This is a genomic window from Variovorax sp. Root411 (assembly GCF_001425205.1).
In the GTDB taxonomy this organism is placed as follows: Bacteria; Pseudomonadota; Gammaproteobacteria; order Burkholderiales; family Burkholderiaceae_C; genus Variovorax.
This window is the reverse complement of record NZ_LMDW01000020.1, coordinates 216922-237077: the sequence shown is the minus strand read 5'-3', so window position 1 is coordinate 237077 and position 20156 is coordinate 216922. Positions and strand designations below refer to the sequence as shown.

At 67.3% G+C, this 20156-nt stretch carries 20 protein-coding genes; 8 read left to right on the top strand and 12 right to left on the bottom strand.

Annotated features, from left to right (window positions below; translation table 11 throughout):
- Positions 1 to 29 precede the first annotated feature (29 nt).
- Together ASC92_RS25595 and ASC92_RS25590 are read left to right on the top strand one after the other, a co-directional pair.
- Positions 30 to 524 carry an Lrp/AsnC family transcriptional regulator gene (locus ASC92_RS25595; RefSeq protein WP_200936034.1) on the top strand — a complete coding sequence of 165 codons (495 nt, stop codon included), beginning with the start codon at positions 30 to 32 and terminating at the stop codon, positions 522 to 524.
- 163 nt (positions 525 to 687) lie between these two features.
- A complete protein-coding gene (locus ASC92_RS25590; protein WP_056521480.1) occupies positions 688 to 2670 on the top strand; it encodes an ATP-binding protein in 1983 nt (660 codons plus the stop codon).
- Between the two features lie 12 nt (positions 2671 to 2682).
- On the opposite strand, the gene ASC92_RS25585 is transcribed toward ASC92_RS25590, so the two are convergent.
- Positions 2683 to 3576: a LysR family transcriptional regulator gene (locus tag ASC92_RS25585; protein WP_056521475.1), complete on the bottom strand. Its 894-nt coding sequence runs from the start codon at positions 3574 to 3576 to the stop codon at positions 2683 to 2685.
- Positions 3577 to 3665: 89 nt separating this feature from the next.
- On the opposite strand from ASC92_RS25585, the gene ASC92_RS25580 reads away from it, so the two are divergent.
- Entirely contained in the window at positions 3666 to 4442 is a 777-nt protein-coding gene (locus ASC92_RS25580) for an NAD(P)H-dependent oxidoreductase (protein ID WP_056521473.1), read from the top strand.
- Between the two features lie 86 nt (positions 4443 to 4528).
- Entirely contained in the window at positions 4529 to 5575 is a 1047-nt protein-coding gene (locus ASC92_RS25575; protein ID WP_056522155.1) for a DMT family transporter, read from the top strand.
- Between the two features lie 17 nt (positions 5576 to 5592).
- Here the strand turns inward: ASC92_RS25575 and ASC92_RS25570 are convergent, their stop codons facing one another.
- From ASC92_RS25570 to ASC92_RS25550, 6 genes are all read right to left on the bottom strand, one after another.
- Positions 5593 to 6855, bottom strand: a complete 1263-nt coding sequence (locus tag ASC92_RS25570; protein ID WP_056521470.1) for an MFS transporter — start codon at positions 6853 to 6855, stop codon at positions 5593 to 5595.
- Complete coding sequence (locus tag ASC92_RS28775; RefSeq protein WP_157609132.1) at positions 6852 to 7013, bottom strand: hypothetical protein; 162 nt, start codon at positions 7011 to 7013, stop codon at positions 6852 to 6854. Before ASC92_RS28775 ends, ASC92_RS25570 begins: the two co-directional genes overlap by 4 nt.
- A 177-nt stretch (positions 7014 to 7190) precedes the next feature.
- Entirely contained in the window at positions 7191 to 9278 is a 2088-nt protein-coding gene (locus tag ASC92_RS25565) for an alpha/beta hydrolase domain-containing protein (RefSeq protein ID WP_056521468.1), read from the bottom strand.
- A gap of 59 nt (positions 9279 to 9337) precedes the next feature.
- Positions 9338 to 10303 (bottom strand): Bug family tripartite tricarboxylate transporter substrate binding protein, encoded by a 966-nt coding sequence (locus tag ASC92_RS25560; RefSeq protein WP_056521465.1) that lies wholly within the window; start codon positions 10301 to 10303, stop codon positions 9338 to 9340.
- Between the two features lie 47 nt (positions 10304 to 10350).
- A complete protein-coding gene (locus ASC92_RS25555) occupies positions 10351 to 10713 on the bottom strand; it encodes a hypothetical protein (protein WP_056521461.1) in 363 nt (120 codons plus the stop codon).
- Positions 10710 to 12101, bottom strand: a complete 1392-nt coding sequence (locus ASC92_RS25550; RefSeq protein ID WP_056521459.1) for an acyclic terpene utilization AtuA family protein — start codon at positions 12099 to 12101, stop codon at positions 10710 to 10712. Before ASC92_RS25550 ends, ASC92_RS25555 begins: the two co-directional genes overlap by 4 nt.
- Positions 12102 to 12201: 100 nt before the next feature.
- Here ASC92_RS25550 and ASC92_RS25545 point away from each other — a divergent pair, with 100 nt between their 5' ends.
- Positions 12202 to 13119, top strand: a complete 918-nt coding sequence (locus ASC92_RS25545) for a LysR family transcriptional regulator (RefSeq protein WP_056521456.1) — start codon at positions 12202 to 12204, stop codon at positions 13117 to 13119.
- A gap of 44 nt (positions 13120 to 13163) precedes the next feature.
- Here the strand turns inward: ASC92_RS25545 and ASC92_RS25540 are convergent, their stop codons facing one another.
- Both ASC92_RS25540 and ASC92_RS25535 read right to left on the bottom strand, forming a co-directional pair.
- Positions 13164 to 13814: an FABP family protein gene (locus ASC92_RS25540; protein WP_056521454.1), complete on the bottom strand. Its 651-nt coding sequence runs from the start codon at positions 13812 to 13814 to the stop codon at positions 13164 to 13166.
- A gap of 42 nt (positions 13815 to 13856) precedes the next feature.
- Positions 13857 to 14828, bottom strand: a complete 972-nt coding sequence (locus ASC92_RS25535) for a Bug family tripartite tricarboxylate transporter substrate binding protein (protein ID WP_056521450.1) — start codon at positions 14826 to 14828, stop codon at positions 13857 to 13859.
- A gap of 292 nt (positions 14829 to 15120) precedes the next feature.
- Here ASC92_RS25535 and ASC92_RS25530 point away from each other — a divergent pair, with 292 nt between their 5' ends.
- Complete coding sequence (locus tag ASC92_RS25530) at positions 15121 to 15510, top strand: DUF427 domain-containing protein (protein WP_056521448.1); 390 nt, start codon at positions 15121 to 15123, stop codon at positions 15508 to 15510.
- A 25-nt stretch (positions 15511 to 15535) separates the two neighbouring features.
- On the opposite strand, the gene ASC92_RS25525 is transcribed toward ASC92_RS25530, so the two are convergent.
- The 3 genes from ASC92_RS25525 to ASC92_RS25515 form a co-directional block, all read right to left on the bottom strand.
- Positions 15536 to 16006 carry a plastocyanin/azurin family copper-binding protein gene (locus tag ASC92_RS25525; protein WP_056521444.1) on the bottom strand — a complete coding sequence of 157 codons (471 nt, stop codon included), beginning with the start codon at positions 16004 to 16006 and terminating at the stop codon, positions 15536 to 15538.
- A 115-nt stretch (positions 16007 to 16121) separates the two neighbouring features.
- Positions 16122 to 16652 carry a cupin domain-containing protein gene (locus ASC92_RS25520; RefSeq protein WP_056521441.1) on the bottom strand — a complete coding sequence of 177 codons (531 nt, stop codon included), beginning with the start codon at positions 16650 to 16652 and terminating at the stop codon, positions 16122 to 16124.
- A complete protein-coding gene (locus ASC92_RS25515; RefSeq protein ID WP_056521439.1) occupies positions 16649 to 17392 on the bottom strand; it encodes an NAD-dependent epimerase/dehydratase family protein in 744 nt (247 codons plus the stop codon). Before ASC92_RS25515 ends, ASC92_RS25520 begins: the two co-directional genes overlap by 4 nt.
- Before the next feature lie 92 nt (positions 17393 to 17484).
- Here ASC92_RS25515 and ASC92_RS25510 point away from each other — a divergent pair, with 92 nt between their 5' ends.
- The gene (locus ASC92_RS25510; RefSeq protein WP_056521435.1) at positions 17485 to 18921 is read left to right on the top strand and encodes a PLP-dependent aminotransferase family protein; all 1437 of its coding nucleotides are present in this window, start codon (positions 17485 to 17487) and stop codon (positions 18919 to 18921) included.
- Positions 18922 to 19291: 370 nt separating this feature from the next.
- Positions 19292 to 20143 (top strand): PA4780 family RIO1-like protein kinase, encoded by an 852-nt coding sequence (locus ASC92_RS25505; RefSeq protein WP_056521432.1) that lies wholly within the window; start codon positions 19292 to 19294, stop codon positions 20141 to 20143.
- Positions 20144 to 20156: the final 13 nt, after the last annotated feature.

Below are 20156 nucleotides of genomic sequence, written 5' to 3'. Positions count from 1 at the left end.
TCTTTCTTTTGGCTCTTTGAACTCGATTCATGAAAACCAATCGGCAAAACACCAACGACAACGAAGGATCTTTCGACAAGACCGACCTGGCCATCCTGCGCGTGCTGCTGCTCGACTCGCGCAAGACCCTGCAGGAGATCGGCAACGAGGTCGGCCTGTCGCCCACCAGCTGCTGGACGCGCATCAAGAAGCTCGAGGCCTCGGGCGTCATCAAGCGCTACACGGTCGACGTTGATCCGGCCAAGCTCGGCTACCACGACTCGGTGATCGTGCAAGTCACGCTCGAAAGCCACACCGACGAGACCCTGTACGACTTCGGCCGCACGCTGGCGACCATTCCGGAGATCCAGGAGGCCTACCTCGTCTCGGGCGACTACGACTACTACATCCGCATCGCGGTGCGCGATACGCGCGACTACGAACGGCTGCTGCGCGAAAAGCTCTACAAGATCCCCGGTATCCGGCACAGCAAGTCGCACTTCGTGCTGCGGGTGCTGAAGGAAACCAGCGTGCCCGTGATCTGAGGGTGACCGCGCCGATGCCCAGGTTGCCAGGGTTGGCAGGAAAAATGGGCCAAGGACATAATCGGCTCGCGGTCGACCGGCGGGAGCAGGAGCCGAACCGCATCACATTGCCTACCTTCGTCAGGCGCATCTACAAAAATGACTTCCAAGGCAGAAGCGATCTATGAGGCCAGCCAGCAAAGGCTGTTGGAGAGTCAGCCGCTGGATCGCCAAGCTGTGGCTGGCCTTGCCGCTCGCCGTTCTGCCGTGTGCGCACGCCAGTGAACCATCGGAGGCCGATGCCGTGCCTCAGCGCGATGGCGTCGTCCACATCACGCAGGCCGAGCTGCTCTCCGTTTCCGGCACGGGCTATTCCGCCCCTCCGAAGCGTACGGAAGACGCCGCGCTGCCGGTCGACGGCTGGAAGACGATCAGCCTCCCACATACGGCTGCGCGCGAACTGGTGCCCACGTCTTCCAGCGGCGCGCGTACCGTCACCGACTGGTACCGCATCGACCTGGCCGGGCTGGCGCCATCGGCGCAGCCGCGCCTTCTTTATCTGCCGCGCTGGAAGACCCTGGGCCACATTGCGGTGTACGGCGACGGGCTTTTGCTCTATCAGTCGCATGGCAGCCCCGTCCACAACGGCTACAACCATCCGCTCCTGCTGCCGCTGAACGCGGCCGCCAACACGCCTTCGCCGGCGTCCGTGCTGATCCGCGTCGACCGCCTGCGTAACAGCGGCAGCGGATTCTCGACCGTGTGGGTGGGCGACGAGGATTCACTGAGCTGGCGCTACCAGATGCGCCAACTGCTGCAGGTGCAGTTGCCGTTCATGGGCAGCGCCGCGTTCCTGGCGGTTGGCGCATTCGCGTTCGCCGTGTGGCTGGGCAAGAGGCGCGAATCGCTGTACCTGCTGTTCTTCGCCATCTCCGTGCTCGCCTTCCTGCGAACGCTTCACTACTACGTGGGCGGCAGCTACATCCCGATTTCGGACGAATGGTTCGAATGGATCACCGTTGCCAGCCTGCTCTGGCTGATCGTCCTGATCCACCTGTTCCTGCAGCGCCTGCATCGGCAGCCTTCTGCCTGGCTGACCCGTTCGGCACTGGCCTTGACGCTGGCCTGCAATGTCACAACGCTGCCTCATGTCTCGACGCGGATGGTCAGCCTCTACCTCTTCACGCCCCTGCTCAACCTGATGGTGCTGCCCGTCGCGGTGCTGATCTTCGCGGTGAATTTGCGCAAGGCGTTGCGCGTGCAACTGCCCGAGGGGCGGCTGGTGGCGGGCTGGACCGTCTTCGCCGTCGCGTTCACCTCCTACGACGGGTTCCTGCAGAACAACCTGGTCAGCCCGGAGAGCGTGTACACCTCTCCCTACGCCATCATCGGCCTGTTCTTCGTCTTTTCGTACATCCTGTTCCAGCGCTACACGGACGCGTTCGCCGAAGTGGGCCGGCTGAACAAGGGCCTGGCCCAGCGCCTGCAGGCCCGCGAAGCCGAACTGGGACAAAGCTACCGGCGGCTGCGCGCCATCGAAACCCAGCACATGCTCAGCGCCGAGCGCCGGCGCCTGATGCAGGACATGCACGACGGGCTCGGTTCGTCGCTGATCAGCGCCATCCGCTCCGTGGAGCGGGGCACCATGAGCGACGCCGAGGTTTCCGACGTGCTCAAGGGCTGCATGGAAGACCTGAAGCTGGTGATCGACTCCATGGAGAACGTGGACGCCGACTTGCTGCTGCTGCTGGCAACCCTGCGCTTTCGCCTGGCCCCGCGCATCGAGAGCGCGGGTATCGCGCTGCGCTGGGAGGTGCAGCCCGTGCCCGTGCTGTCCTGGCTGGAGCCGAAAAGCGCGCTGCACATCCTGCGCATCGTGCAGGAATGCGTGGCCAACGTGCTGCGCCACACGCGGGCCACCACCATCTGCGTGAGCACCGCGACGCTCGACCACGGCGTGTGCGTGGCGATCGAAGACAACGGCACGGGCTTCGACGTGGATGAGGCCCTGCGCCGCGGCGGCCGCGGGCTGCACAACCAGCAGCGGCGCGCACTTGCCATCGGCGCCACCGTGAGCTGGGAATCCGGCAGCACCGGAACCCGCTTCATGCTGTGGCTGCCCCTTCACCGCGAGGTCGACGCCGAGAAGACCGTCGATGCCTTCTAAGTCTGCAGGGCTTCAGAGGCTGGCTGCGATCTGCTCGCGCAGCCACCTGTGCGCCGGGTCGCGGTGCCGGCGCTCATGCCAGAGCATGGCCATCTCGTAACCGGCCACCTCGAGCGGCGCTTCCACCACCCGCAGCCCGGGCGCGCCGCGCGCCAGCCGCTCGGGAAGCATCGCCACCATGTCGGTGGAGGCCAGCACCGACATCATGAAAAGGAAGTGCGGCACCGATAGCACCACGCGCCGCGCGAGACTCTTCTCGGCCAGCGCCTCGTCAGTCGGCCCGGCGAAACCGCCGCCGCCGAGCGACACCACCACGTGCTCCAGCGCGCAGAACTGCGCCAGCGTCGGCCGTCGCTTCAGGCGCGGATGCCCTGCCCGCCCGGCCAGCACGTAGCGCTCATGGAACAGCACGCGCCGGTGCAGCCCCGGCGGCGCACCCTCGCTGGTGTGAAAGAACAGGTCGATCTCCCCCTGCTCCAGCTGCCGCGCCATACGTAAGGGCACCGCCTCCACCACGGCCAGCCGCGTGTGCGGTGCTTCGGCTCGCAGCCTTGCCAAGGCTGGCAACAGGATGGCCGACTCGGCGTAATCGGCTGCGGCAACACGCCAGGTGGTGGTTGCCTCGGCTGGATCGAAAGGCCGCGTGGGTGCCACTGCGCGGCCCAGCGACTCCAGTGCCTCGCGCAGCGGCTCGCGCAGTTCGTCGGCGCGCGCGGTGGGCCGCATGCCGCGCTGCGCGGGCACCAGCAGCGGATCGCCGAACACTTCCCGCAGCTTGGCGAGCTGCACGCTCACCGAGGGCTGCGAGAGGTTCAGGCGCTCGGCCGCGCGCGTGACGTTGCGCTCGGCCAGGAGCGTGTCGAGCGTGACCAGCAGGTTGAGATCGATGCGGCTGAAATTGTTCATGGCAATTGCTGGAATTCAGACTATTCATTTCCAATATATCGCCACGGCGCCTAACCTGCGGGCATCTTCATTCGAACCCTTGTGAAACCGTGAACATCCTGCTGGTCCTTGCCCATCCCGAAGCCGCCTCGCTCAACGGTGCGCTCCATCGCTTCATGACAGAACGCCTCGCGGCCGCCGGCCACTCCGTGCGCGTGTCGGATCTGTACGCCATGCGCTGGAAGCCCGCGCTCGACGCCGACGACTTCCCCGCGCGCGATGCCGCCGCGCGCTTCGACCCCGCCCTCGATTCGCTGCAGGCCTTCGAGGCCGGCACGCAAACCGCGGACATCGCCGCCGAGCAGGAAAAACTGCTGTGGGCCGACGCGGTGATCCTGCAGTTTCCGCTGTGGTGGTACTCGATGCCCGCCATCCTCAAGGGGTGGGTCGAGCGCATCTATGCGTATGGCTTCGCCTACGGCGTGGGCGAACACTCCGACACGCATTGGGGCGACCGCTTCGGCGAAGGCACCCTGACCGGCAAGCGCGCCATGCTGGTGGTGACGACCGGCGGCTGGGCCTCGCATTACGCGCCGCGCGGCATCAATGGGCCGATGGACGACCTGCTGTTCCCCATCCATCACGGCATCCTCTACTACCCCGGCTTCGACGTGCTGCCGCCTTACGTGGTGCATCGCACGCACAAGGTCGACGAGGCCGCTTACGCGCGCATCACCGAAGAACTGGGCCAGCGGCTCGACACGCTGTTCACGGCCGAGCCGATTCCGTTCCGGCGGCAGAACGGCGGCGACTACGAGATTCCCGCACTCACGCTGCGCGAGGACATCGCGCCGGGTGAGGCGGGCTTTGGGGTGCACCGCGCCTGAGGCAGTTGTCGGTTCTCGCTGACTCGCAATTTCAGATCGAGGGGCGCGAGACAATGACAGTCCGTTTCACGATCAAATATCCGGTCATGACTGCCTGGCATCTTTCCCTGCCCGCGGTGAAGGGCGGCCTGCTCGCAGCGGTCCTTTTCGGGGTCAGCACGCCTCTGGTCCAGCATTTCGGCAAGGGACTGGGCGCCTTCACGACCGCCGCGCTGCTTTATGCGGGAGCCGCTGCCGTCGGCTTCGCCTCCCGCCAGAGTGTGGAGCGCGAAGCGCGGATGGTGCGCGGCGATCTACCGCGGCTTCTGTCCATGGCGGCCTTCGGCGCGGTACTCGGCCCCGTTGCCCTCGCCTGGGGACTGCAGCACACGAGCGGTACCAGCGCTTCGCTGATGCTGGCGTTGGAGGCGCTGTTCACGGCACTGCTGGCGCGGCTCCTTTACCAAGAGACCATGGACCGACGCGTATGGGCGGCCATGCTGCTGCTGCTTGCTGGGGGCGTGGCGTTGGTTCTGGATCAGGGCCGCAATGGCGACACGCAGCTCTGGGGAATGCTCGCCGTGCTCGTGGCGACTGCCGCCTGGGGCACCGACAACACGCTTTCACGTGCCCTGGCCGAGCGCGACCCCGGGCAGGTCGTGCTGGGAAAGGCCGCCATCGGGGCGGTGGCGACGGCGCTGCTGGGCTGGCTGTTGAACGAACCGATGCCGGCCCCGGCTGCGGCATTGATTCTGTTCGCGGTCGGCGCGAGTGGTTATGGACTCAGCCTGCGCTTCTATCTGCTCGCGCAGCGGGCTTTCGGCGCCGCGCGCACTGGCTCGGTTTTCGCCTTTGCGCCGTTCATCGGCGCGGCCTTTGCCATTGCGCTCGGCGATCGAAGCGGCACATTGGCGATGGCGGTCGGCGGCATCCTGATGATGCTTGGCGTCGCATTGCACCTGATGGAGTCGCACGCCCACGAGCACGGGCATGAGCAGATGGAGCATGAGCACGCACACAGCCATGACGACGGTCATCACGATCACCTCCACGACGTGCTCCCGGTGGGCGCTCACAGCCATCCTCATGTCCACGAGCCGATTCGCCACGCCCACGCGCATGTTCCAGACGCTCACCACAGGCATCTCCACTGAGTCGGCGCGCCGAACGGCTACTCTGCATCAAGTCGATCCCGCCGCATGGCACGCCACAGTGCAAGATCGTAGGAAATCTTGAGCAGCCCGCACGCAATGAGCGGCAAGGAGATCCATCCGGCCGCAAACAGTGCGCCACTGAGCGTCGGACTGATGGCCGCAGCCAAGCTCCGCGGAACGGCAGTGAAACTCGCCGCGGCGCTGCGCTCCGCGGGGGTCACGACGGCCATCACATAGGCCGTCCGGGTAGGAACGTCCATCGATGACAACGCGCTGCGAACCATCAGCAAAGCCAGCGCAATCGGCAAGCTGGGCGCCAGCGCAGCCAACACAAGGCAGACGTTGGCCGGCAGGTGCGTGAAGACCATCGTGTTGAGCAACCCGATTCGTTGTGCAACCACAGGAGCCGCGAGCTGCGATGCGGCACCCAGCAAGCCAGTCCAGAAGAAGAACACTCCGGCCTGGGTCAGCGAGAAGCCGAATCGCTGCAGCAGCCATAGCGACATCAACGCATTGACCGTCAATCCGCCGGCGAAGGCGTCGACGCTGAAGAGTGCCGCCAATCGCACCACCACGCCGCGTGAAGGCCCCAAGGGTGCCGGGGCGACAGGCGCGCTGATCGAGCTGTTGCCTGCGTCATGGGCCGACAGGTTTCGATAGAGCCAGAAAACGATGAGCCCGATCGCGGCATACACCAGGAACATTCCGCGCAGCGCGTCGAGGCGCGCAAGCCGGCTGTGTTGAACCAGCCAATCCGGCACAGCCGCAGCCAATGCGCCCATCGCGGCACACAGCGCACCCAAAAGGCTGTAGCGAGCAAACAGCGCGGTTCGTGCATGGCCCTGCGCCGCCGCGGCCAGCCGAGCGTGCTCGAGAGGAAGGAAAACGCTCACATCGCCCGAACTGGGGTTAAGGGTGCCAACGAGCGCGACGACCAGCAACGGCCAGAACGCCGACAAACCCGCAAAGCCGAGGCCGGTTGCGGCCATCAGCAAGGCGGCAATGCGCAGCAATCTCCCTCCAGCGAAGCGGTAGCCCCATGCACCAACCGCCAGCGTGGCCAAGGCAGAGCCCAGCATCGTGGCCGTGCTGAGGACGCCGACCTCCAGCGTACCCAGCCCGTTCGAAAGCAGGTAGGCCGGTAGCAGCACGGCCATGTACCCATCGCCAAAGGCGCGCAGCCCTCGTGCGACGAGCAGAGGCATGGCGCCGGGGTCGACGCCGGCGGGCAGCAGGCGCGTGAGACCGCCCCATGAACGAGACGAAGGGGGCGTACTCATTGCGTGCCGGAGAGGAAAAAAGGCCGTGCCATGAACACGATTTGCCCCGCTGGTCCGCCGAAGCCCGGCTTGAGCCAGAAGCGGAAGGCTTCAGCGAATGAAATGGACTGGATGGGCGCAGAAGGCGCGGGCTGTGCGTCAGGCAAGGCGGTGTCCACAGATAGCTCCGTTATGAGTCACCAGCGCTTGGACGGGACACCGTCTAACTTTGCAGAACGGGAGGCTGTCTTCCCGGTGGCGAGATCGTAGCAGACAGAGAGCGCCAGCTGTGTGCCGCCCAGGAGTCCTCAAGCCGTCTAGCGGTCGTCAAAATTCAGCCTCCGAATCCGCACCGCTCAAGGCAACACAGGTTTGGCGACGGCGGCCGCAATCGCCGCATCGGCATCCACGCGCAACATGAAGCGCTTGGCCACCAGGTCGTTGGCGGCCGTGGTCACGGCCGCAACGTAGCCCGCCTGATCCACATAGCGCTCCTGCAGCGACAGGCGAGGATCGCTCCCGCGCAGCGCTGGCGTCTTGGCAAACGCAAAGTACGACCCGAACAACCCCGCCTGGTCGATGCGGCCCGGCTGGTTCGTGTAGTTCCATCCGGTATTGGTGCCCACGGGTACGGCCACGTCGAGACTGCGGATGCCCGCCACGTCGTTGCCGTCCGCGTCCACCTGCGGCACGAGGATCGCGTAGTCGCGGCCCAGGTAGGCCGGCGGCACCTGCGTGGCGATGCCGCTCTCGTCCTGCGGCCGGTAGTTCGGCCCCCAGTCGAGCAGCGAGTAGGTGTTGACGAGGCCCGTGTAGCTTGCCCCCGGAATGGCCGGGAACTTGACCTGCGCCGGCCGCACCAGCGTGGCGTCGGCCACCTTCGGCACCTGGCTGTCCGGTGGCGTCGTGCCGCTCACGACCCAGTCCTCGAGGTTCTGGTACAGCGCGCGCACGACCGGCACCACGCCGGTGTTCGCGTTGGTCGTGTAGAGCGCGCCGGCGCTCGTCCCCGGCAGCGACGCCAGGCCCAGCAGATGGTGCGTGCTCGCGTAGTAGTAGATGCGCGCGTTATCCGGCTGCACGAGGTCTGCCGTGCCCCAGGCGTCAGTCAGCAATGGCGAACCTTGCAGCACATAGAACTCGGTGCCGCTGAAGCCGATGAAGAGCTTGGGGCAGGTGCCGCTCGCCCCGCAGCGCGACAGGATGCCGCCGCGCCGCTGGGCCACGTCGTCCACGTAGTCCTTCGAGAGGCCGCGCGTGCCGGCCTGGCCGAAGGCCGTGTGGTCGGTGCGCACGCCACCGCCGCCGCCCGGAATCGAGAAGCGCATGTTGATGTTGGTCTGCCGCGCCGCGATCTGCGCGAACACGCCGTCGAACACCTTGCGGCCCGCACGGTCCTCGTTGAAGCCGAGGTGCACGAAGGTCTTCATGAAGTTGCCGCACTGCGATACGCCCGAAGCAATGGTGTTCCTGATCGCAGCGGCCACGGGGTTGGCGGTGCCTGCCGAATCGCTGGCTTCGTTGTGAAAGAAGGCGATCATGTCGCGGACCGCAGCAAGGCCCAGGCCCATGACCTTCGGGTCCTTCGCCACGTAGACCAGTTCATACATGTAGGCCGGGTCCCATTTGTCCTTGAGGCAGACGTTGGTCTCGTCGGGCGTACCCGGGAACGGCGTGGCGGCGGCGCACTTCGCAAACTTCCAGTCGCTCGCAGGAATGAGCTGGCGTGCATCGCCTTCGTTGATGCGCCGCGTGAGCACGTAGCCTGGCCTGGTGTTGTCGAGGCTCGCGGTCGCGTAGGCCTGCATGGCGGCGTTGAACGGGCCGCCCGGCAGGGGCAGCGAATCGTTCGTCGCCACGGTCGGCAGCAGCTCGGCGCGGTAGGTGCCGGTGATACTGCTGCCATCCGCATTCTTCGCGACCGGCACCTTCAGCGTGAGCTTGCCCGTTGCGGCCGGTACGTCGCCCTGCCATGCAGCCGTAAGGAACACGTAGCCGCGCGATGCGAAGTACGGATCGAGGTTCACGATGTTGCCGCGGTTCGGCGCGTCGTAGCGCAGCACGCCGCCGGCCTTCGCCATGTCCTTGGGCTTGAAGAGCACGAAGTCGGAGCTGTACTCGACCTTGCCGTTGGCGTTGAGCGGCGCGAGCGACAGGTCCTGGATGATGGCGTTGTGCGCGTCCTTCGGGTCGACCTCGCCGGTGAAGGTGCCGCTGATCTTCTCGTAGGTACCCACGCTGCCGAAGGTACCGGGCACGTCCTCGGTCTTCGAGATCGCGAGCGTGAATTTAGGTGCGGTGGCAGCCGCGGGGGGCGAGGTAGTCGGCGGTGCGGCGGTGGGTGGCAGCACGATGCCCCCGCCTCCACCGCTGCTGCCACCGCAGCCGCTCAGAAAAAAGGCGGCCGAAGCCACCGTGGCAGCCGCAAGGCTCCAGCGTTCCATGGTTTGTCTCCTTCGTTGTGGTGTCTGGTGCGGCGCCGATCTCCGCTGCGGCGCGCGGGCTACTCGGCCTCGATGCCGGCCGCCTTCACGATGCGGCCCCACTTCTGCGACTCGGCCGCCTGGAACTTCGCGAGCCCTTCGGGCGAGGTCGTGAACACCTCGGTGCCGGTCGGCTCGTAGAACCCGGTCTTTGCGGCCTCGCTCTTCGCGGCCTTCACCAGCAGTTCATTGAGCCGCTTGACCACGGCGGGCGGTGTCTTCGCAGGCGCATAGGCCGCGAACCAGTAGCCCATTTCGTAGCCCTTCACGCCGGCTTCGGAGATGGTGGGCACGTCGGGCGCGAGCGGCGAGCGTGCGGCGCTGGAGACGCCCAGCGCACGCAGCTTGCCCGCCTTGACCTGCGGCAGGCCGGTAGCGGTGTCGGTGATCATCATGTTGATCTGGCTGCCCAGCAGGTCGGTCACGGCGAGCGTGTTGCTCTTGTAGGGCACGTGCAGCAGCCTGATGTCAGCCATCTGCTGCAGCAGCTCACCCGCCATGCGGCTCGACGAACTGCCGCTGCCGAAGCTGTACTTGCCCGGCTCCTTCTTCGCGAGCGCGATGAACTCGGCCACGCTCTTCGCCGGAAACGATGGGTTCACCACCATGATCTGGCCGCCCTTGCCGAGTGCTGCGATTGGCGCGAAGTCCTTCACGGGGTCGTAGGGCAGCTTCTTGAACAAGTGCTCGTTGGCGGCGTGCGTGGTGTTGGTGGTGATGAGCACCGTGTAGCCGTCGGCGGGCGCCTTGGCCACGTTCTGCGAGGCGATGAAGCCGCTGGCGCCGGCCTTGTTGTCGATGATGACGGCCTGCTTCGTCTCGGCCGCGACCTGGTTGCCGATGGCACGCGCGATCTGGTCGGTGGCGGTGCCGGCCGCGAAGGGCACGACGAAGGTGATGGCCTTCTCGGGGAAGGCCTGCGCATGGCCCAGCAGCGGCGCCAGGGCCAACGCGGTGGTCAGCACGGCGAGGGGAAATCGTTTCATTGTTTTGTCTCCGGATGGAATGGGTCAAAGAAAAAAGGAAGCCACCGCTACGGCCCGGCCAGCAAGGGTTCGAGCGCGCGAGGCACGCGGATCGGCATGTCGAGCAGCAGGAAGGAAAGCGCCTTGCCGTGCGCATCGAGGTTCAGCGCATCGTTGACGCCGCCGTCGAGCACCGCGTCGAGCACGAAGTTCATCGCGTGCAGCTTCGGCAGCACGAAGCGCTGCACCTGCGACGGCGCGCGGTGCTGGAACTGCGCGGCCACGCGCTCGGGCGTGAGCTGCTCGACCAGCAGCGGATACAGCTCCGCGTGCCAGGCGATCACGCTGATGTTGGAGCGGTCGCCCTTGTCACCGGTGCGGCCGTGGGCGGCGCGGTAGAGCGGCACGTCGATCATGTCGGGGGTGCTCATGCCAGTGCCTTTGCATCGAGCAGTTCGAAGCGCACCGGCACTGCCTCGCGCGGCAGCAGGCACGACAGCGTGTTGAGCCGCGGCGTGAGCGCGGTGCGCACGCCGCCGCCGCCGGCCGGGCCGCAGGTGTAGAGCGCCATCACCTCGCGCGCCAGCCGCTCGGCTTGCGCGCGCTCGGCGTGCGTGGCTGCGACGCGCAGGCGCACGTCGCGCAGGCCGGTGTCGGGCGTGTGTGCCAACGCGCGGCCGGCATCGTCGCCGAGGATGCTCAGCGCACCGATCAGGTCCACGCGCAGCGCGAGTCCGTCGAGCCGCTTGCGAAGCACCTCCGCCGCGAGCCGCGCACGGGCCTCGGCGCGTGGCCCCGCATAGGAGATCTCGCCCTCGGCCAGCCAGCCGCCCTCGTGGCAGACGTTGACCTTGTAGCGGCCCGGCCGTTCGTGGCCGCGCACGCCGGAGAGCGCCACGCGGTCGGCGCCGGGCAGCGCGTGCACTTCGGCATCGGCAATGTCCGCGACCACGTCGGGCGTCAGGTAGGCGGCCGGGTCGTGCACCTCGTAGAGCAGTTGTTCCTTCACTGTGGCTTCGCTCACGAGGCCGCCAGTGCCGTCGGCCTTGCCGACGGTGCAGCGGCCCTCGGCGTCGATCTCGGCGATGGGGAAGCCCACCGCTTCAAGCCCCGGCACCTCCTTGTAGCCGGGGTCGGCGAAGTAGCCGCCGCACACCTGCGCGCCGCATTCGAGCAGATGGCCCGCCATGGTCGCGCGGCCGAGCCGGTCCCAGTCGTCGGCGCGCCAGCCGAAGTGCGACATGGCCGGCCCGACGGTGAGCGAAGGGTCGGCCACGCGGCCGCACACCACGATCTGCGCGCCCGCGTCGAGCGCTGCGGCAATGGGTTCCGCGCCGATGTAGGCATTGGCGCTGACCACGCGCAGCCCTTGCATCCGCGCGCCGAGCGCTTCATTCAGCAGCGTGCGGTGTTCGGGCCCCGAGAGGTCGTCGCCCTCCACCACCGCGATGCGCGGCGCATCCGCGCCCAATTCGCGCGCCATGCGGGCGATGTGCCGGGCAGCGGCACGCGGATTGGCGGCACCGAAGTTGCTCACGATGCGGATGCCATGCGCCAGGCAGCGCGCGAGCACGGGCCGCAGCATGTCGTCGAGCAGCGGCTCGTAGCCGGCGTCGGAGTTGGCGCGGCGGCGCAACTGGGCCAATGCCAGCGTGCGCTCGGCCAGCGTCTCGAAGATGAGGAAGGCGCGCTGCCCTGCGGGGCCGCTGCCGAGCCGCGCGATCAGCGTATCGACCACCGGCCCGGCGGCGTCGGTGCGGTCGCCCGAGAAGCCGGCAGCGCATCCGATCAACAGCGAGGGTGGTTCCATGGAGTTCATTGCCGTGCACTGTAGGCAGCAGCCGATCATCCGTAAAATCGAAAATCCGGATCGATTGATCCGGATTTCAAATAACAAGCCGGCCAGCGGCATCCGAGACATGAGAAAGACGCCCGACCTCTCCACGCGGCAGCTGCGCGCCTTTCTCGCGCTGGCCGAGCACCGCAACTTCACGCGCGCGGCGCAGAGCAGCCACCTTTCGCAGCCCGCGTTCAGCGCGTTGATCCGCACGCTCGAAGACGCGGTCGGCGCGCGCCTGTTCGACCGCGACACGCGCAGCGTGCAGCTCACGCCCGAAGGCCGGCTGTTCGAGGGCTCCGCGCGCCGGCTGCTCGACGACATGGGCAGCGCCATGGGCGACCTCGCCGACCACGTCGAGCGCCGCAAGGGCCGCGTGCGCGTGGCGGCCCTGCCCTCGCTCGCTGCCGGCTGGCTGCCCGCGGTGTTCGCCGAATTCATGCAGGCCTGGCCGGGCATCCGCATCGACCTGGACGATGCGCTGTCCGACGCCTGCATCGCGCTGGTGCGCAGCGGCCAGGCCGACTTCGCGCTCGCCGCATCGGGTGCCGGGGGTACCGCCGACGGCGACTTGCGCGCGCGCAAGCTTTGCACCGACCGCTTCCACCTCGTGTGCCGCGCCGACCATCCACTGGCGCGCGAGCCGCGCCTCACGGCGAAGAAGATCGCGCCCTACCCCTTCATCCAGATGGCGCGCAACAGCAGCGTGCGGCAGGCGTTCGATGCGGCGCTGCATCCGCAGCGCCTGAATGCCGTGTTCGAGGTGGAGCACCTGGCCACCGTGATGGGCCTCGTCGAAGCCGGGCTGGGCATCAGCGTGGTGCCCGCGCTCACGCTGTTCCACTTCCAGCGCGAGACGCTGGTGACGCGGCCGCTGCCCCTGCCTTCCCTCACGCGCACGCTCTACATGGTGCAGCGGCGCGAAGGCAGCCTCTCGGTGGCGGCGCAGACGCTGCACGACCTGATCGTCGCGCGGCTGGGATCGTTGCGGCTGGACTGATGCCTGGCGCGCAGCAAGCACCGGGACCGACTCGCAACAGTCGCTCAGGCCACGGTGCTCGCCATCGCGGCTTGCGCGGTCGGGTTCGGCGTGGGCTCGCCGATCTTGCGCATCGTGTTGCGGTCGGTGTGGCTGAAGGGCTCGGGCTTTCCGCGCACGCTCAGCACCGTCTCGAGTTCGTAGGACCAGCTGCCGTCGTCATGGATCGACACCTCGATGCTGTAGCGCAGCGTCTTGAACGCATGCTCCAGGAACGGATTGGCCACGATGCCGTTGGTCTCGCCGCCGCGCACCGCCTCGAGCCTGAAGCTGCGGTCGCCGGGCTTCGCCTGGCCGGTGGCCATGGCCGTGAGTCCGCGCGGGATCGACAGCGTCTGCATCAGCGCGCCCGTGGCGGGTTCCCACAGCCAGTAGCCGACCTGGTCGTGAAAGGTTTCCACGTCGTCCGGCTTGGCGATGCGCAGGTGGTAGCGCAGCCCGTAGAAGATCTGCGGCCCGTTGGTCTGCGCATCGATGGGCTGGAACTCCGCGTGCTCGATGAAGGCTTCGGCCTCGGGGCCGTCTTCCTTCGGGCTCACGTCGTGGCCGGCCGTGCCGACCCAGCGGCCCGCCAGGCCCGTGAGCGGGCCGAGGTTGGCGAGCGTGTGCGGATCGGGCTCGGGCTCCGTGTAGATGTCGCGCGGAAACTGTTCCATGTTCTTTTCCTGAAATCTTCTCTTGTGGCGTGGGGATGAATGTCACTGGTCGAGGCGGATGCCGACCTTGGCGATGATCGCACCCCATTTGCGACCCTCGCTGTCGATGAAGGCCTTGAACTCCTCGGGCGAGCCGCCGCCCGTCACCAGCCCCTGGTTGGCCAGCAGTTCGCGCACGGCCGGCTCCCGCAGCACGTCGTTGACGTCGGCGTTGATGCGGCGCACCACCTCGGGCGGCGTGCCGCTGGCGGTGAAGAAACCGTTCCAGGCCAGCGCCTCGAAACCGGGGTAGCCCGACTCGGCCACGGTGGGCAGGTCTTTCATGAGCTCGGAGCGCCTGTCGCTGGTGATGGCGATGAGCTTCACGCGCTGCCCCTGGATCAGCGGCAGCAGCGCGGGCGCCACCGCGAACAGCGCCTGCGTGTCGCCTGCCGCCAGCGACAGCCCCGCGGGCGGCGAACCTGCATAGGGCACATGCACCGCCTCGATGTGCGCCACGCTGCGAAACAGCTCCATCGTGAGGTGCGACGAACTGCCCGCGCCCACCGACGCATAGCTGAATTTGTCGCCCCGCTTCTTCGCCCATTCGACGAACTCGGGCAGCGTGTTCGCGGGGTTGTTCGCCTGCACCGCCAACACATTAGGCTGCGAGGTCGTGAGCACGATGGGCATCAGGTCGCGCGAAGGCGCATAGGGCATGCGCGCATACATGTAGGGGCCGAAGGCGATCGGGCCGTTGAAGCCGATGCCCAGCGTGTAGCCGTCGTGCGGCGCCTTGGCCACGGTGTCCATGCCGATCAGGCCGCCCGCGCCCGCCTTGGTCTCGATCACCACGGGCTGCTTCCAGATCACACGCAGGCGGTCGGCCAGCGTGCGCGCGATGAGATCGAGCGAGCTGCCCGCGGGTGCCGGCACGATCACGCGCACAGGCTTCGCGGGCCAGTCCTGCGCCCATGCGCTGGCGGCCAGCAGGCTGGCAAGCAACAAGATGGCGAGCTTGTAGTTCTTCTTCACTTCAATCCTTCACTAGTGATTTACCCGCACGATGCGGCCTGCGATTTGTCAAGTACTGATGCGCAAACGACACACAAGCGTGACCGCGCGCATCCTGCATATCGAAACCTCGCCAGTTTGGGACCGAATATGAGGTCGAAAGGCTTCCAGAGCGGCTCCGATGGGTTCGATGGCCTTTAACCACGTTGCAATTGGGCCGATTGTGCAGGGGCTTCAAACTGCCTGCGCATCGCGGCAAGATGCGCATCCGCCGATTCTTGCGTCAACCCGAACTGACCGAAGGAGCATTCTCATGTTCGCTACCGCGGAACGCACCATCAAGACCCCCGGCCCCGATCATCCGATCACGATCACACCGAACCCGCTGCGCGTGGTGGTGTCGGTCGACGGCCGCGTCATCGCCGACACGCGCGAAGCGTTGACACTGCGCGAAACGCATTTCGGAACGGTGCACTACATCCCCCGCAAGGACGTCAGGATGTCGCTGCTGGAGCGCACGCAGCACGCGACCTATTGCCCGTACAAGGGCGAGTGCAACTACTACAGCATTCCTGCCGGCGGCGAGCGCTCCGTGAATGCGGTGTGGACCTACGAGTCGCCCTACGAGCCGGTCGCGCAGATCAAGGACCACGTGGCGTTCTATCCGGATCGCGTGGGGCCGATCGAAGAGCGCGTCGTCTAGCGCGCGAACTCACCTCGCCGTTCGCCTATTTGCCCTTGGCGCTGGCCACGTTCACCGCGCCCTTCATGCCCGCGTCGTAGTGCCCCGCCTGCAGGCACCCGAAGTCGATCTTCCCCGCCTTGGTGAATTGCCAGACGACCTCGCCGGTCTTGCCCGGCGCGAGCGTCACCATGTTCGGCTCGGCGTGCTCCATCTCCGGGCTCTTCATCATGGCCGCGTAGTGCGCCTTCAAGTCCTGCTCGGTGCCGAGCACCAGTTCGTGCTTCAGCTTGCCGGAGTTCCTGACCACGAAGCGCACGGTCTCGCCCTGCGTGACGCTGATGTCGGCCGGCGTGAAGCGCATGCTGTCGGCCATGTCGATCTGGACCGTACGAACCGCCTTGGTGGCCACGCCGGGCTTGCCGATGGCGCTGTCGTGCGTGCCCGATGCAGCTGCGCCCGCGGCAGCAACGGCGAGCAGCGAGGCGAAGGCTGTGGCGCGGAATGCGTGTTTCATGGTTGTTCCTAGAGGTTGATGGCGAACGATGAAGAGAAGCTTCACGCGCCGCACTCTAGAAAGCCCATCCAGCCAACGGCTGACACGCCGATTACAACAAGGTAATGCCGTCCATTCAGGGCGGCAGCACCAGCGGCCCGCAGTTCTCTTCGGTCACGAACACCGCCACCAGCCTCGCAGGCTTCACCGGATCGGGGTTCTCCGCGAACAGGTGCAGCGTTCCCGGCGGCTCGAAGAAGGTTTCGCCGGACCTGTAGTCGCCCACCGGCCCTCCGCCCAGTTGCGAACGCACCGTGCCGTCGAGGACGATGGCGGTCACCGAGCCCGGATGCCGGTGGGCCGGCGAATAGGCCATCGGCGGAAAGTCGACCATGACGGTGGTGACCGACTTGCCCGGCACGTTGGGCAGCGACTCGCAGGAGATCACCTTCGTCGAGACCCCGGGCCGCGCCGCAGCGGCGGAGCCCTCGGGGGCCGGCGCCGAAGCGAACATCGGGCGGCCCACCGTGCTGCAGAGGTCGTCGATGAACTGAACGGTCGATTGCCTGCTCGGGTGCGGCAGCAATGCCCAGCCTGCAGCGGCGACGGCCAGCACCGCAAACCCGGCGGGCGCATGGCGGCGCAGGGCAAGAGGCATCGTGTTCATGGCGTGGCTCCTTGCTGCAACCGTGCATCGGCGCGCCAGCCCAGTGCGCGCTTTGCTTTCTCGCTGCTGACCTCGGCGCCATCTTCGGCGATGTTGAAGATGCCACCGGTCGAACGCTGCAGTGCCAGCAAGGCAGCCCGTGCCGCGGCTTCGACATGCAGCGGGCTCGGGCCCTTGGGCGTGTCGGTCGAGGTGTTCGGCCCGTAGATCTGCCCATAGCGCAGCACGGTGGCGGTCATGTCCTGCGCGGCCATCACGCACCGCTCCAGGGCGGCCACACCGCCCACAGTCAGGCGGCGGGCGCCTTCGGCCTGCATGTCGAGCGGCTGCGTTTCCGTGAAAGGCCTGGGCCCCGGGGCATAGACCCAGGCGATGCTCTGCGCCACCAGCCGGCTCGCGCCCGCGGCCTGCGCGGCGGCCACGAGGTTGCGCGTGCCTTCGGCGCGCACGCGTGCATTGAGCACCAAGGCCTCGGCCATGCGGCTCGGGTCAAGGTCTTTGGGCAGGTCGGTGAGCTGATGGATCACGCTCCACGGCGCGATGCGCACCAGCGCGGCTCGCAACGCCGCCGCATCGAACACATCGACGACCACCGGATGCACGCCCCGCGCCTCCAGCGCGTGCGCGCGGTCCTTGCGCCGCGTGCCGCCGTGCACGGTGTAGCCCGCTTCGATCAGCAGCGGAACCAGCGCGGTGCCGACCGCCCCGGTGGCGCCTGCCAGAAATACCTTCTCGTTCATTGCATTTCCTCCTTCCAGGCTGTTCATGAGGTCGATCCTAGGTCTACGATGCCCCATCGAAAAGAGCCAAGAATCGCAAAACTGACCAGGCCATGACACCTACGCTCCACACATCGACAGACGTTCCCAAGCTCGACCGCGCAAGAGAAACGCCGCTGTTCAGGCAGATCTACGAGCGCTACCGATCCGCTATCGAGCAAGGCCAGCTGCGCCCGGGCGACCGCGTGGCATCGGCGCGCGGCCTGGCCAGCGACCTCGGCGTAGCGCGCGGCACCGTCGAGGCGGCCTACAACCAGCTGATGGGCGAAGGCTATTTCTCTTCGCGCGGACAGGCGGGCACCGTGGTCTCGCCTTCGCTTCCACCGCATCGGCCGGCGCGGCGAGAGCCCCGGCACGCGGATGGGCCAGTGCCCGGCGGCTCGCTCACGCAGCCGCGCGACCCACCGCCTTTGCAGCTGGGCATTCCGGCGCTCGATGCCTTTCCGCGCAAGCTGTGGTCGCGCCTCGTGGCCCGGCAAGCGCGCGCCATGAACGCGGCCGACATGTTCTATGGCGATCCTTGCGGCCACCCGCCGCTGCGCGAGGCCATCGCGGCCTACCTGCTGGTATCGCGCGGTGTGTCGTGCCATGCCTCGCAGGTGCTGGTGACGGGCGGCTATCGCGCCTCGCTCGCGCTCGTCGCACGCACGCTGCTGAAGAAGGACGACCGCGTGTGGGTCGAAGACCCGGGCTTTCCGCCGACGCTGGAGGTGCTGCGCGCTGTCGGCCAGCACGCGGTGCCCGTGCCGGTGGACGACGACGGGCTCGTCGTGGCGCGCGGCCTGCGCAAGGCGCCGAAGGCGCGCATGGCCATCGTCACGCCATCGCACCAGGCGCCGCTGGGCGTATCGATGTCACTCGCGCGCCGGCTGCAGCTGCTCGAATGGGCTTCGCAGGCGAACGCATGGATCGTCGAGGACGACTACGACGGCGAGTACCGCTATGCCGGGGCGCCGCTGCCCGCGCTCAAGAGCCTCGACGGGCATCACCGCGTGCTGTACGCGGGCAGCTTCTCGAAGGTGCTCTACCCCGGCCTGGCGCTGGGCTACGTGGTGATGCCCGAATCGCTGCGCACGCGCTTCGAGGAAGCCGCGCGAACATGGTCGAACGGCAGCCCGCAGATCACGCAGGCCGTGGTGGCCGACTTCATGCGCGACGGACACTTTTCGCGCCATCTGAAGAAGATGCGGCTGCTCTATGCGCGGCGCCGCGCGATGCTCGTGGCCGGCTTGCTGAAGGCCTTCGGCGACGGGGTTCGCATCGACCTGCGCAGCGGCGGCATGCACCTGATCGCGCGCTTCGACCAGCGCCGCGAAAGCGACGTGTCGCTGGCTCGCCGCGCACAGCAGGCGGGGCTCAACTGCCAGCCGCTGTCGAGCCGCGCCATTGCGGTGCACTGTGACGCAGGCTTGCTGATGGGCTTCACCAACGTCGCCACCGCCGCCGAAGCGAACCGGCTCGCGGCAAGGCTGCGCGCGGCTTTCGGCTGACCTACTTCACAGCAAGCGGCAAGCCCGCTACATTCGTCGCTTCGACAACCACACAGAAAGCGGAGGTGCGCGATGGAAGACACTGCAATTCAAGCCCCTGCCAACGTGCGGTTTGCCGGGCCTCATCCGAACTGATCGTTCACGCGTCGACCGCGTAGCCGGTCTGCCCAGCGCGGCCATCACCCGCCCCGTCGACCACAAACCGCCCCGATTCAAACGCCGCTGCCAGAGCACGCACGTGCCGGCAGTGGCCCGTTCACTTGTCAAGGCCAACCACCATGCTTGAAACCCGTGCCGCGCCTGCGCGGCTTTACGACGGCCTCTATCAAATCGACACCCAAAGCCTGCGGACCTTCCTGGAGGCACGGCCATGAAGGCACCCCAGCGGCTGCAGGCATTGATCGACGAGGGCCTGATAGACACCGTGGTGCGCCAGCTCATGAGCGGCAAGGAAGCCATGGTCTACGTCGTGCGCTGCGGCGACGAGACGCGCTGCGCCAAGATCTACAAGGAAGCCGACAAGCGCAGCTTCCGCCAGGCCGTCGACTACACCGAGAACCGGCGCGTCAAGAACACCCGCGAGGCCCGCGCCATGGCCAAGGGCACGCGCTTCGGCCGCAAGGTGACCGAGGCCATCTGGCAGAGCGCCGAGGTCGATGCGCTCTACCGCCTGGCCGCCGCGGGCGTGCGCGTGCCCACGCCGCACAACTTCCTCGAGGGCGTGCTGCTGATGGACCTCGTGACCGACGCCCACGGCGACGCCGCCCCGCGTCTCAACGACGTGGTCTTCTCGCCCGAAGACGCGCTGCGCCACCACGCCAGCCTGCTGAAAGAGGTGATGCGCATGCTGTGCGCCGGCATCGTGCACGGCGACCTCTCCGAGTTCAACGTGCTGCTGGCCGAAGACGGGCCGGTGATCATCGACCTGCCGCAGGCGGTGGACGCTGCCGGCAACAACCACGCGCGGCGCATGCTGCTGCGCGACGTCGAGAACCTGCGCAACTTCTTCGGCCAGTTCGCGCCCGCGCTGCTGCGCACGCACTACGGCGAAGAGATCTGGCAGCTGTACCAACGCGGCCTGCTGCGCCCCGAGACGGAGCTGACGGGCACGTTCGTGCGCGAGACCGGTCCGGTCGACCTGCGCAACGTGATGCGCGAGGTGGACGACGCACGCGAGGAAGAAGCGGCGCGGCGCCTGCGCATGCAGGCAACGCGACAATAGCGACCCACAACGC

What these genes read in the sequence shown, in the direction of transcription:
- ASC92_RS25595 (WP_200936034.1), top strand. Translation starts at nt 30, where the DNA reads ATGAAAACCAATCGGCAAAACACCAACGACAACGAAGGATCTTTCGAC.
- ASC92_RS25590 (WP_056521480.1), top strand. Translation starts at nt 688, where the DNA reads ATGAGGCCAGCCAGCAAAGGCTGTTGGAGAGTCAGCCGCTGGATCGCC.
- ASC92_RS25585 (WP_056521475.1), bottom strand. Translation starts at nt 3,576, where the DNA reads ATGAACAATTTCAGCCGCATCGATCTCAACCTGCTGGTCACGCTCGAC.
- ASC92_RS25575 (WP_056522155.1), top strand. Translation starts at nt 4,529, where the DNA reads ATGACTGCCTGGCATCTTTCCCTGCCCGCGGTGAAGGGCGGCCTGCTC.
- ASC92_RS25570 (WP_056521470.1), bottom strand. Translation starts at nt 6,855, where the DNA reads ATGAGTACGCCCCCTTCGTCTCGTTCATGGGGCGGTCTCACGCGCCTG.
- ASC92_RS25565 (WP_056521468.1), bottom strand. Translation starts at nt 9,278, where the DNA reads ATGGAACGCTGGAGCCTTGCGGCTGCCACGGTGGCTTCGGCCGCCTTT.
- ASC92_RS25560 (WP_056521465.1), bottom strand. Translation starts at nt 10,303, where the DNA reads ATGAAACGATTTCCCCTCGCCGTGCTGACCACCGCGTTGGCCCTGGCG.
- ASC92_RS25555 (WP_056521461.1), bottom strand. Translation starts at nt 10,713, where the DNA reads ATGAGCACCCCCGACATGATCGACGTGCCGCTCTACCGCGCCGCCCAC.
- ASC92_RS25550 (WP_056521459.1), bottom strand. Translation starts at nt 12,101, where the DNA reads ATGAACTCCATGGAACCACCCTCGCTGTTGATCGGATGCGCTGCCGGC.
- ASC92_RS25545 (WP_056521456.1), top strand. Translation starts at nt 12,202, where the DNA reads ATGAGAAAGACGCCCGACCTCTCCACGCGGCAGCTGCGCGCCTTTCTC.
- ASC92_RS25540 (WP_056521454.1), bottom strand. Translation starts at nt 13,814, where the DNA reads ATGGAACAGTTTCCGCGCGACATCTACACGGAGCCCGAGCCCGATCCG.
- ASC92_RS25530 (WP_056521448.1), top strand. Translation starts at nt 15,121, where the DNA reads ATGTTCGCTACCGCGGAACGCACCATCAAGACCCCCGGCCCCGATCAT.
- ASC92_RS25525 (WP_056521444.1), bottom strand. Translation starts at nt 16,006, where the DNA reads ATGAAACACGCATTCCGCGCCACAGCCTTCGCCTCGCTGCTCGCCGTT.
- ASC92_RS25520 (WP_056521441.1), bottom strand. Translation starts at nt 16,652, where the DNA reads ATGAACACGATGCCTCTTGCCCTGCGCCGCCATGCGCCCGCCGGGTTT.
- ASC92_RS25515 (WP_056521439.1), bottom strand. Translation starts at nt 17,392, where the DNA reads ATGAACGAGAAGGTATTTCTGGCAGGCGCCACCGGGGCGGTCGGCACC.
- ASC92_RS25510 (WP_056521435.1), top strand. Translation starts at nt 17,485, where the DNA reads ATGACACCTACGCTCCACACATCGACAGACGTTCCCAAGCTCGACCGC.
- ASC92_RS25505 (WP_056521432.1), top strand. Translation starts at nt 19,292, where the DNA reads ATGAAGGCACCCCAGCGGCTGCAGGCATTGATCGACGAGGGCCTGATA.